The following is a 12,239-nucleotide window of genomic DNA, read 5'->3' as shown; positions in this document are numbered from 1 at the left end:
TAAAAATAATTATTAGAGACAGTGAAATAGCAAAAAAGGTGAATAAAATGCGCTAAGTATGACCTAACGCATCTTGTTGTTAAGCTTTATTGAATGGGTTACGGGTATCTTGGTCGGCATCAAGGTTACGCATCAAAATAGCGTGGTCTAAGTCGATGTCTTCTGGCAAAGGAATTTTTACAATATGACCCGAGCCTTTTGCATCACTGATAGCCTCGCCTTTTTTATTTTCCATGAACTCAAGGTTAAAATTGATATTGCCTTTTGGCGTCATTAGTTCAAGTGAATGACCAGTACAGAATTTATTTTTCACATCAATTTCAACTAAGCCATTACTGTTGCGACCTAATACTTCACCAACAAACTGCTGCTTATCAGAGACCGAATGACCGTACTCATAATTTTGATAGTCTTGGTGCGCATGGCGCTTTAAAAACCCTTCGGTATAACCGCGGTGTGCTAAGTTTTCGAGGGTTTTAAATAAGTTTGCATCAAATGGACGGCCTGCAACCGCATCATCAATCGCTTTACGATACACTTGCGCAGTACGTGCAACATAATAGAAAGACTTAGTACGGCCTTCAATTTTTAAACTATGCACGCCCATTTTAGTAAGCTGATCAACATATTGAACTGCACGTAGGTCTTTTGAGTTCATAATGTAAGTACCATGCTCGTCTTCAAAAGCAGGCATGTATTCACCTGGTCGGCCTTGCTCTTCCAGCATAAATACTTCGTTACTGGGTGCGCCATCTCCCAGTGTTGGGATCACCGCTTTAGGGTCAATTTTATGTACCATTTCACCGGTTTCATTTTCGGTGCCTGGTTTTACATCGTAATTCCAACGACATGCATTGGTACACGTTCCTTGGTTTGGATCGCGTTTATTAATATAACCCGATAACAAACAACGACCAGAATATGCCATACAGAGTGCACCATGAACAAACACTTCAAGTTCTGTATTCGGGCATAGCTGGCGAATTTCAGCGATTTCTTCAAGCGATAATTCGCGCGATAAAATGACTCGTTCAATACCTTGCTTTGCCCAAAAGTTCACTGTGGCATAGTTCACCGCATTAGCCTGCACAGATAAGTGAATTGGCATATCAGGCCATTTTTCACGAACCAGCATAATAAGCCCAGGATCAGACATAATTAGCGCATCAGGTTGCATAGCAATAACAGGCTCAATATCGCGTAAATAGGATTTTACCTTGGCATTGTGAGGAGCAATGTTCGACACCACATACAATTTTTTATTTTGTGCGTGCGCTTCATTGATACCTATTTGTAGATTATCTAGGTCAAACTCATTGTTACGAACACGAAGGCTATAACGAGGCTGACCTGCATAAACAGCATCTGCACCATAGGCGAAGGCATAACGCATATTCTTTAAACTACCCGCAGGTGATAACAACTCAGGCGTAAAAGGACGAGGGGTCAAAATAGGTGACGACATGAAAGCTCCACACATCGAACCGAGTACAAGTCGGTTGCATGAATTAATAGAATAATTGAGCGCGGGAGTATAATAATCTGCCTATTTTTTTTATTGATCTAGATCATAATTGGCGATAACTCAGCAAGGTTGCAATGAGTCTATAAAAGACGACTGACTGTAAGATCCGCTTTTTTGTTCAAACTCAACTAAGTGCCCAAGATAATTGATTTTTGAGTTTACAATATGCACAAATAGAAAAGCCGCTACATGTGTACTTTCCCCTCAATAGTAATGTAAATTCCTAAGTTAAAATTAGCCCACAAACCGCGCTGAATCATCAAATAAAAACTGACCAGCAATAATCCCTCAGGTAAGGTCATGAAAATGACATGGATGCACTATTTAATAAAATTAGGAATTTTAACGTAAAGCGCGTATAATTCGCGGCCGTTAATATTTAACCTTTTAAATTTAAAATTATTGGAGCATAAAGATGGCTTTAGAGCGTACTTTTTCAATCGTAAAACCTGATGCAGTTGCTAAAAACCACATCGGTGCTATCTACAACCGTTTCGAAACTGCGGGTCTTAAAATCGTTGCAGCTAAAATGGTTCACCTTTCAAAAGAAAAAGCTGAAGGTTTCTACGCTGAGCACAGCGAGCGTCCTTTCTTCGGTGCTTTAGTTGAGTTCATGACATCTGGTCCAGTAATGGTTACTGTTCTTGAAGGTGAGAACGCAGTTCTTAAAAACCGTGAAATCATGGGTGCTACTAACCCTGCTGAAGCACTAGCTGGTACATTACGTGCTGACTACGCAGACAGCATCGACGAAAACGCTGTTCACGGTTCAGACGCTGTTGAATCAGCTGCACGTGAAATCGCATACTTCTTCGCTGACGAAGAAATCTGCCCACGTACTCGTTAATTTCGAGTTCACAGCTAAGTCTGTGATGCAGAAGAAAAAGGGCTTTCGGGCCCTTTTTTAGTCATTAGCTAAGCCTGTTATAAATCTGTTTAGCTAATGACTAAAGCGATTAAATAATATACAATCGCGCACCCAAATTATTAATACCATCACCGTCACTGATTGAGGTTGTTTCATGGCCACTGAAAAAAAGATTAACTTATTAGATTTAAACCGAGATGCAATGCGCGAGCTATTTGTATCGTTCGGTGAAAAAGCCATTTCGTGGCGATCAGGTGATGAAATGGATTTATCATTTTGGTGTAGACAATTTTGACGACATGACGAACGTCAACAAAAAGCTGAAAGAGAAGCTTAAAGCTGAGTGTGAAATTGTCGCTCCTGAGATCTCAGTTAAACAAGTAGCAAGTGATGGCACCATCAAATATGCTCTTTTGTTACAAGGCGGCCAAGAAGTTGAAGCTGTGTGGATCCCAGAAAAAGATCGTGCAACTTTATGTGTTTCATCACAAGTTGGTTGTGCGCTTGAATGTACATTCTGCTCAACAGCACAACAAGGCTTCAACCGTAACTTAGCGGTGTCTGAAATCATTGGTCAAGTTTGGCGTGTCGCCAAAGACATCGGTTTAGATGGCGACAGTACTAAACGCCCTGTAACTAACGTTGTAATGATGGGCATGGGTGAGCCATTGCTTAATCTTAAAAACGTTGTGCCAGCGATGGAGCTGATGATGGATGATTGGGGTTTTGGCCTGTCAAAACGCCGTGTAACATTAAGTACATCAGGTGTGGTGCCTGCGCTTGATTTATTAAAAGAGAAGATCGACGTCGCACTCGCTATTTCACTCCATGCGCCAAACAATGAGCTGCGTGATGTACTTGTACCAATTAATAAAAAGTACCCAATTGAAGAGTTTTTAGCGGCGTGTCGTCGTTATATTGATGGCTCTAAAGCAAACAAAGACGTGACAATTGAGTACGTCATGCTGCAAGGTGTCAACGACAGCACAGATCAAGCCCATGAACTAGTTAAAACACTCAAAGGCACACCATCGAAAGTAAACCTGATTCCATTTAACCCATTCCCAGGTAATGAATATGGCCGTTCGAGCAATAGCCGCATAGACCGTTTCTCTAAAGTATTACAAGCTGCAGGTATTACCTGTATTGTTCGTCGTACTCGCGGTGATGACATTGATGCAGCATGTGGTCAGTTAGTAGGTGATGTTGTTGACCGCACCAAACGCCTAGCGAAAAAGAAAATGCGTGAAGACAATGCAATTTCGGTGAACATTCACCAAGCATAAACACGAAAATAAAAGATAAGCCTTTGTAGCAAGCCTGTTATTTTTAAAATAATAGATGCAACACAAAGGCTTTTCGGTAAGATAGGCATACGGAATCAAACAAGAGATTAGGTAATGCGATCTTTACTTGCCATAACTGTTAGTACTTTAGCATTAACAGGATGTGTCACAGAAAACAGCTATAACGGCAGTAACAAACCGGTTGTAGAGAACAAAATCAACAACACAGGTGCGGCACGCACACGTATAGCACTTGCTCTACAGTATTTAAAAACTGGCAATAACTCGCAAGCAAAATATAACCTAGAACGTGCTGCTGATTTTGCTCCTGAGCTCCCTGAAGTTCATTACTCTCTTGCTTATTATTATCAACAGGTTGATGAACCTGAACTTGCAGACAAAGCTTATCAACAAGCATTACGCATTGACCCTAATGATCCTAATACATTAAATAACTATGGTGTGTTTTTGTGCGGTATTGGTGAATATGACCGCGCAGCCGAAGAACTGCTTAAAGCTATTTCAATTCCGAGCTACATCCGAGTAGCAGAAAGTTATGAAAACTTAGCCTTGTGTGCTATTGAATTTGATGACTTTGAAAATGCAGAAAAATACTTAAAATCGGCCCTGAGTCATAGTTCACAACGCCCTTCTTCGCTGATCAGCCTTGCTGGTTTATATTATGCAAAAAGCGACTTGCATAAGGCACAAGAGGTCGTCGAAAAATATGAAGCGACCGGCAGAGTGACACCACGCGCGCTCATGCTAAGTTATTTAATTCAGCAACGCATGGGACATATAGAAAAAGCCCAAACCACCGCAGGGATTATTTTACAAACGTACCCAGGTTCAACTGAGGCCAAAGCAATTTCATCGGAGCAACTAAAACGCACTGAATTTGAAATTTTGCGCGAAAAGTATCGTCAATCACAGCTCAAAGAGCTACAGGTCTCAAACAACACCTTTGCTGTCAGTAAAGATCAACCCAAAATACGCATTGTGAAGAAAAAAGCACCGCCAAAAACTTCGCAACCACAAGTGATAGCAGCAAAAGTAGCAGCGCAACCATCAGCTGTAAAAGCTGAAAGTGCGGTTGTTCAAAATACGCCAACCGATAATTCAGTAAACCAAAAAATAACAATAGAAGAGCCAACTAAAGCAGCAACTTCGCCTAGCACCACAGCAGCAGCTCCCCTTGCAACACAGAGTGACGATATTACTATTGTCTCGTTTGGCGCGCCAAAAAAACCTGCCACCAAGCAGCAAACAACAGCGAAGTCTCAAGCGAAAAGTAATGACGCGAGCACGGTTGTTTTTTACGAAGCAGAAAAAGATGAAAGCGTGTTTAGTGCAAACTCAAAAGAGACTCAAAACACCACCCAAACGCACTTTAGTGTAACGAACGAGCATACAAACTTACCGATGCTGAACCCAAGTGTACCTGCGCTGAATATCCCTTATCATATTATTCAAAACGGTGAAAACCTGTTTAGCATTTCGGTGCGATACAATGTTAAACTACAGAAAATTTTGCAGTGGAATGGCTTAAAGGAATCGGATCGTGTGCAAAACGGCACAAAAATCTATTTAAATGATCCGCACATTTATCACAACATAAATACCGGTGATACCCTTTTTGGCATTGCCACTGAGCACAGCGTGTTGATCGATCAATTAATGCGCTGGAACAAATTAAGTCCAGATGTTGCCCTCGAACCTGGACATAGACTCTTATTGGTAGACCCTGACTCATACGCATTATGAATGAAGAAAAAAATACAGAACAACCGCAAGAAACGCTCGGCCAAGTACTAAAACAGCACCGCGAAAAAGCGGGAATGAGCCTTGAGCAGCTTGCAGGTGCATTGAAATTATCAGTGTTACAATTACAACGTTTAGAAAATGACGAGCACACACTTCTTGGCCCTGCTACTTTTGTAAAAGGCTATGTAAAAAGCTATTGCCGAGAGCTAAAACTAGACTGCCAAGAGATTCTCACTCTCTTACCAGAACATGTTGAACCAACTAAAAAGTCCAACATGCAAAGCTTTTCTCGTCGCACAGAAAAAGAAGCGCACGACAGTCGATTAATGCTATTCAGCTATTTTATTTTAGCAATAGTCATTGGCTCATCCGTATTTTGGTGGTGGCAAAATAGCGCACCAAACTTAGAAGAGCCAGTGAATGCAGCCATGCCAAATCAGCTTGAAAAAAATGAGCCTGCGAGGCCGACTGAAGAGACGACAGCAGCTGTTCAGAATACAGAGCAAACAACTGGTTTATCTGAGCCACAAAACACATCGTTAGATGAAACACCTGCGACACAAACTGTGGAACCGTCAAAACCTACGGTGTCTACCGCAATTGAAAAAACGAAAAAAAATGACCCTGAACATAGCACCATTGTAATGAACTTCAATGAAGATAGCTGGGTCGAAATACATGACGGCAATGGCGATCGTGTAGCCTTTGGTGTAAAAAAGGCAGGCTATGTGATGACAGTAACTGGCGCACAGCCTTTTAATATTGTGTTAGGCAAGCATCAAGTTGTTGATATTACTTTCCAAGGTGAAGCTATCGACACCTCGCACTTTGCCAAAAATCGATTAGCTAAATTTACTTTACCGTTATCAGAGTAACCACAATGTTTTCAGAATCTCCCATTAAACGCAGAAAATCGACACGTATCAATGTAGGTAACGTTCCGATTGGTGACGGCGCCCCGATTGCTGTTCAGTCAATGACAAATACTGATACGCTTGATGTTGATGCCACTGTGGCGCAAATCCAAGCTATTCAAGATGCAGGCGCCGATATTGTTCGTGTTTCAGTCCCAACGATGGATGCTGCTGAAGCGTTTAAAAGCATTAAAGAGCAAGTGACTATTCCACTTGTGACGGATATTCATTTTGACTACCGAATTGCGCTAAAAGTAGCACAATATGGCGCTGACTGTTTACGTATCAATCCTGGTAATATTGGTAGCGAAGAGCGTATTCGTGCTGTCGTTGATTCTGCGCGCGAGCATAATATTCCAATTCGTATTGGTGTAAATGGCGGCTCATTAGAGCGTGACTTACAAGAAAAGTACGGTGAACCAACACCAGAAGCCTTGCTTGAATCAGCAATGCGTCATGTTGAAATTCTACAACGTTTAGACTTTGATCAATTTAAAGTGTCGGTTAAAGCATCTGATGTATTTTTAGCTGTGGGTGCGTATCGATTACTTGCGAAAGAAATTGACCAACCGTTGCACCTAGGTATCACTGAAGCAGGCGGTATGCGTTCTGGCTCTGTTAAATCAGCCGTAGGTTTAGGTATGCTACTTGCCGAAGGCATTGGTGATACATTACGTGTTTCCCTTGCAGCAGATCCCGTGCAAGAAATTAAAGTGGGTTTTGATATTTTAAAATCACTGCGCATTCGCTCACGCGGCATTAACTTCATTGCCTGCCCTAGCTGCTCACGCCAAGAGTTTGATGTGGTAAGTACCATGAACCAGCTCGAAGAACGTTTAGAAGACGTTGTTGAACCCATGTCAGTGTCAGTTATTGGCTGTGTGGTAAATGGCCCAGGCGAAGCACTTGTTAGCGATATTGGTCTTGCAGGCGCAAACCGCCGTTCAGGTTTATACATCAACGGTGAGCGTCAAAAAGCACGTATCGATAACGACAACATTGTTGAGCAACTTGAGGGGTATGTGCGTGACTTTATCGCTAAAAAAGAAAAAGAAACGCCAATCGACATCAAAATAGTAGAATAATTAGCATATAGTCGGCAAACCCTTGGGTTTGCCGTTTACCTTTACCGTCCAAACGGTATAATAACGGGTCAATTTTTCAGTTTTCTTGATGCGCAGAACATTTTTGCGCAAGTACAGTATTTAGGATTTATCAGTGGCAAAACAAATTCAGGCAGTGCGTGGTATGAACGATTGTCTGCCAGGCGATACGCAAATTTGGCAGAAAGTAGAAGACATTTTACGTGAAACAGTTTCATCGTTTGGTTATCAAGAAATTCGTTTTCCTATTGTTGAGTCGACCGATCTTTTTAAGCGTTCAATCGGTGAAGTAACCGATATCGTTGAAAAGGAAATGTACACTTTTGCTGACCGAAATGGTGATAACCTAACTCTTCGCCCTGAAGGGACTGCGGTATGTGTGCGTGCAGGTAATCAAAATGGTTTACTGTACAACCAAGAACAACGTTTATGGTACATGGGCCCGATGTTTCGTCACGAGCGTCCACAAAAAGGCCGTTACCGTCAATTCCACCAATTTGGCTTAGAAACATTCGGCATCGCCACTGCTGATATCGATGCAGAAGTTATTTTGCTAACAGCTCAATTATGGAAAGAATTTGGTATCAGCGAGCACGTTCGTCTTGAGCTTAACTCACTAGGTTCTAACGAAGCGCGTGCTGAATACCGTGATGCACTTGTAGCTTACTTAGAGCAACATGTCGATGTGCTCGATGAAGACTCAAAGCGTCGTATGCACACTAACCCATTACGCGTTCTAGATAGTAAAAACCCTGATGTACAAGCTATTTTAACAGATGCTCCTAAGCTATCTGAGCACTTAGACGCTGAATCAAAAGAACATTTTGAAAATTTATGTGAACGTTTAGACGCCGCAGGCGTCGAATACACGGTAAATGAAAAGCTCGTGCGCGGCCTTGACTACTACAACCGCACCGTTTTTGAGTGGGTGACAGATAGCCTAGGCGCACAAGGAACGGTTTGTGCCGGTGGCCGTTATGATGGCCTAGTTGAACAACTTGGTGGTAAAGCCACGCCAGCGGTTGGTTTTGCAATGGGTCTTGAGCGCTTAGTACTGTTACTTCAAGCGTTAGAATCCGTTGGTGACATTCGCCGTAGTGCTGATGTATATTTGGCAGCCATGGGCGATAAAGCCAGTATTCAAGCACCGCTTATTGCCGCTCAATTACGTAAAGATGTTGCGGGCTTACGTGTGATGGTGCACGCTGGCGGCGGCAACTTTAAAAAGCAATTAAAACGCGCAGATAAGAGCGATGCATTAGTCGCGGTAATTATCGGCGAAGATGAATTAGAACAAGGCGTTGTGACTATTAAGTACTTACGAGAGCGTAAAGAACAAGTCACCCTAAAATTAGAAGAAGCGAAGACGCTACTTGCTGCGCTTATATAAGCCCAGTGAGCAACAGAGGTAAGCATGGATATTTATTCAACAGAAGAACAACAAGCAGAAGCGATTAAACGCTTTTTCCGTGAAAATGGTGTCGCACTAGCTATTGGTATTGTTGCTGGTTTAGGTGGTTTATACGGTTGGAAAGCGTATAACCAAAACCAAATCACAACAGCTGAAACAGCATCAGACTCTTTCACTAAACTTGTTGATAGCGGCGCAGTGTTAGACAAAGCAGATACGTTTATCAATGAGAATAGCGAATCAAGTTACAGTACTCTAACAGCATTTGTTGCAGCAAAAGAAGCAGTAGAAAAAAATGATCTTGATGCAGCAAGCGAAAAGCTTAACTGGATCATCACGAATGAGAAAAACCCTGAGTTAAAAGCAACGGCTGCAACACGTCTTGCACGTGTTCATATTGCCCAAAAACAATATGACCAAGCGCTGGCTACTTTAAACTCGCAGTTACCTGAATCATTTGCAGCAACTGTCGCTGAACTTAAAGGTGATATTTTTTCTGCGCAAGGTGATAAGGCTCAGGCACGTACACAGTATCAAGCAGCTGCTGACAAAGGGGGTCTTGAGAATAACCCTTTATTACAAATTAAACTTGATGACTTAGCACAAACTAGCCCAGCGGCGTAAGGGGTTAAGATGAAGAAGTTAACAGCGGCTACACTTGCTCTGTGTATTGCAACCCTAACAGGGTGTTCGTCAAGTGATGACGAAGAAGAATTAGTGCTGCCAGAAATCGTTAATCAATTTGAAACAGACATCATTTGGCAAGAATCAATCGGTGATGGTGTAGAGCATTACTTTTCTCGCCTGACACCTGCAGTGCATAATGATGTTGTGTATGTAGCGAACCGTGAAGGTGAAGTTGAAGCCCTATCGCTTGAAAATGGCGATACACTATGGCAAACAGACGTACGTGAAAACCCAGCATTTTGGCCATGGGAAAGTACAGAAAGCGCGAAGCTTTCAGGCGGTATTTTACAAGCATACGGCAAAATTTTTGTTGGCTCTGAGCACGGCTACTTAACCGCGCTTGATCGCGAAACAGGTGAAATTGCCTGGCGTAAAACCATGCCTGGTGAAGTGCTGTCTAAACCAGCCGCCGGTGATGGTCTGGTGTTCGTTAACTTAGGCTCAGGTAAACTATTAGCTGTTCACCCAGATACCGGTGAAGAGCGTTGGCGCTTTGAACAAGAAGTACCCCCCTTACGTTACGCGGGCAAAGCTCTCCAACCGTTGCAAATGGTGGCGTTCTACTTGGCCTTGAAACGGGCCGATTAAGCGTGCTTATTTCAGAAAATGGCTACTCTGCATGGAGTGCTGAAATTGCAACGCCAAAAGGGGCTTCTGAATTCGAGCGTCTTGTTGATGTTGATACACAAGCATTAATTAGTGGCCCATATGCTTACGCTATCGCCTATAATGGTAACTTAGCAGCTGTTGATATTCGTTCTGGTAATGTTGTCTGGAAACGAGAGTACAGCAGCTATCGTGACTTATCTATGGATAGCCAACACATTTACGTTGTCGATAGCGATGGCGTAATTTATGCTTTAGATAAATCATCAGGCATTGAACGTTGGAGTCAGCCAGCACTGCGCGGTTGGTACCTTACAGGACCAACCATTGCAGGAAATTATATAGCCCTTGGCGACCAAGAAGGTAACCTACATTGGCTAAATAAAGAAACAGGTGAGCTTGTTTCTCGTGAAGACTTTGACAGCTCAGGTTTCTTCGTTGAGCCTGTTGTTGCTGGTGACAAATTAATTTTATACACCCGAGATGGTGAAGTTAGCGCGGTCAAAATTCCAGACTAACTTATTAATATTACTTGTACTTTTTATAAGGCTTCGCTTAGCGAAGCCTTTTGTTGTTTTTTTAAGAGGTAGTTTATGCTTCCCGTGATCGCTCTTGTTGGGCGACCCAATGTGGGCAAATCCACATTATTTAACCGTTTAACACGTACTCGTGACGCCCTCGTTGCCGACTTTCCTGGCTTAACACGAGATAGAAAATATGGCCAAGCTGATTACGATGGCTATGAATTTATCGTGGTAGACACGGGCGGTATCGACGGCTCAGAACATGGTATCGAAACTGAAATGGCTGAGCAGTCGCTACTTGCGATTGAAGAGGCTGATATCGTCTTATTTTTAGTTGATGCCCGCGCGGGTATGACTGCCGCAGACCAAGCAATTGCTAATCACTTGCGTAAACAGCAAAAAAAATGCTTTGTTGTTGCCAATAAGGTAGATGGTATTGATGCAGACTCCTACTGTGCAGAGTTTTTCCAATTAAGCTTAGGTGATATTCATCATATTGCGGCGGCTCACGGCCGTGGCATCACGCAACTACTTGAAACAACTCTACAACCTGTGATCGCTGAACTGGCAGGTGAAACAGAAGAGCTTGAAGAAAGCGATGACGAACTCGTTGATCTTTACAGTGAAGATGAAGAAGGCGAAGACAATGCGCAAGCCTTTGCCGACAAGCCTGTAAAGCTCGCTATTATTGGTCGTCCTAATGTAGGTAAGTCAACACTAACAAACCGTATCTTAGGCGAAGAACGTGTTATTGTTTACGATATGCCAGGTACAACACGCGACTCTATCTACATTCCGATGACCCGTAACGATAAAGAGTACATCTTAATCGATACCGCCGGTGTTCGTAAGCGCAAGAAAGTAAGCGATGTAGTTGAAAAGTTCTCAGTGATCAAAACCCTTAAAGCAATTGAAGATGCTAACGTTGTATTGTTAGTAGTTGATGCGCGCGAAGGTATTTCTGATCAAGACTTAAGCTTACTTGGCTTTGCTCTTAATGCGGGCCGCTCGTTGGTTGTTGCGGTAAACAAATGGGATGGCCTTGACGATTACGTGAAAGAGCGTATTAAATCAGAACTTGATCGCCGTTTAGGTTTTATTGACTTCGCTCGTTTACACTTTATATCTGCGCTACATGGTACCGGTGTTGGTCACCTGTTTGAGTCAGTGGACGAAGCGTATGAGTCAGCAACTAAGCGTATCAGCACAGCAATGCTACGTCGTATCATGGATATGGCACAAGCAGACCACCAGCCGCCACTCGTTCGTGGTCGTCGTGTTAAACTTAAGTATGCACATGCCGGTGGTTATAACCCGCCACGTATCGTTATTCATGGTAACCAAGTGCATGACTTACCAGACAGCTACAAGCGCTACCTAATGAATTACTATCGTAAAGCATTAGGTATTATGGGCACGCCAATCAAAATTGAATTCAGAGAAGGCGATAACCCATACGCAGGCCGTACCAATAAAGTAACGCTATCGCAAAAACGTAAAATACGTGCCTTTGCAAAAGAAAACCGTAATAAATCTTAACGACGGTATCTA

The 12,239-nt window shown here is 42.7% G+C and carries 9 protein-coding genes and 2 pseudogenes; 10 read left to right on the top strand and 1 reads right to left on the bottom strand.

Annotation, left to right across the window (positions count from 1 at the left end; translation table 11 throughout):
- Positions 1-79: 79 nt before the first annotated feature.
- On the bottom strand, positions 80-1,465 hold the full coding sequence (yegQ, locus tag L0Z67_RS17285; RefSeq protein ID WP_062567704.1) for a tRNA 5-hydroxyuridine modification protein YegQ: 1,386 nt from the start codon (positions 1,463-1,465) through the stop codon (positions 80-82).
- A gap of 475 nt (positions 1,466-1,940) precedes the next feature.
- On the opposite strand from yegQ, the gene ndk reads away from it, so the two are divergent.
- The 10 genes and pseudogenes from ndk to der all read left to right on the top strand — a co-directional run bounded on the left by ndk (position 1,941) and on the right by der (position 12,227).
- Positions 1,941-2,372, top strand: a complete 432-nt coding sequence (gene ndk, locus L0Z67_RS17280; protein WP_036972405.1) for a nucleoside-diphosphate kinase — start codon at positions 1,941-1,943, stop codon at positions 2,370-2,372.
- 175 nt (positions 2,373-2,547) lie between these two features.
- Positions 2,548-3,679, top strand: a pseudogene (locus L0Z67_RS17275) (bifunctional tRNA (adenosine(37)-C2)-methyltransferase TrmG/ribosomal RNA large subunit methyltransferase RlmN).
- Positions 3,680-3,793: 114 nt separating this feature from the next.
- The gene (gene pilW, locus L0Z67_RS17270; RefSeq protein ID WP_392353549.1) at positions 3,794-5,443 is read left to right on the top strand and encodes a type IV pilus biogenesis/stability protein PilW; all 1,650 of its coding nucleotides are present in this window, start codon (positions 3,794-3,796) and stop codon (positions 5,441-5,443) included.
- Positions 5,440-6,318, top strand: coding sequence for a RodZ domain-containing protein (locus tag L0Z67_RS17265; RefSeq protein WP_062567707.1), 879 nt, complete (start codon positions 5,440-5,442; stop codon positions 6,316-6,318). Before pilW ends, L0Z67_RS17265 begins: the two co-directional genes overlap by 4 nt.
- Before the next feature lie 5 nt (positions 6,319-6,323).
- Positions 6,324-7,442 (top strand): flavodoxin-dependent (E)-4-hydroxy-3-methylbut-2-enyl-diphosphate synthase, encoded by a 1,119-nt coding sequence (ispG, locus tag L0Z67_RS17260; RefSeq protein ID WP_237127577.1) that lies wholly within the window; start codon positions 6,324-6,326, stop codon positions 7,440-7,442.
- Between the two features lie 133 nt (positions 7,443-7,575).
- Positions 7,576-8,850 carry a histidine--tRNA ligase gene (gene hisS / locus L0Z67_RS17255; RefSeq protein WP_062567709.1) on the top strand — a complete coding sequence of 425 codons (1,275 nt, stop codon included), beginning with the start codon at positions 7,576-7,578 and terminating at the stop codon, positions 8,848-8,850.
- A gap of 24 nt (positions 8,851-8,874) precedes the next feature.
- Positions 8,875-9,495, top strand: coding sequence for a tetratricopeptide repeat protein (locus L0Z67_RS17250; RefSeq protein ID WP_062567710.1), 621 nt, complete (start codon positions 8,875-8,877; stop codon positions 9,493-9,495).
- Positions 9,496-9,504: 9 nt separating this feature from the next.
- Positions 9,505-10,419, top strand: a pseudogene (locus L0Z67_RS17245) (PQQ-binding-like beta-propeller repeat protein); the annotation flags it as partial.
- 17 nt (positions 10,420-10,436) lie between these two features.
- A complete protein-coding gene (locus L0Z67_RS17240) occupies positions 10,437-10,682 on the top strand; it encodes a PQQ-binding-like beta-propeller repeat protein (RefSeq protein ID WP_392353834.1) in 246 nt (81 codons plus the stop codon).
- A 75-nt stretch (positions 10,683-10,757) separates the two neighbouring features.
- A complete protein-coding gene (gene der, locus L0Z67_RS17235; protein ID WP_062567712.1) occupies positions 10,758-12,227 on the top strand; it encodes a ribosome biogenesis GTPase Der in 1,470 nt (489 codons plus the stop codon).
- Positions 12,228-12,239 lie beyond the last annotated feature (12 nt).

The sequence above is a fragment of the Pseudoalteromonas sp. PB2-1 genome (genome assembly GCF_045040605.1).
Taxonomy (GTDB): domain Bacteria; phylum Pseudomonadota; class Gammaproteobacteria; order Enterobacterales; family Alteromonadaceae; genus Pseudoalteromonas; species Pseudoalteromonas arabiensis.
The sequence above is the reverse complement of the archived record's forward strand: the minus strand, read 5'-3'. Positions and strand labels throughout refer to the sequence as shown.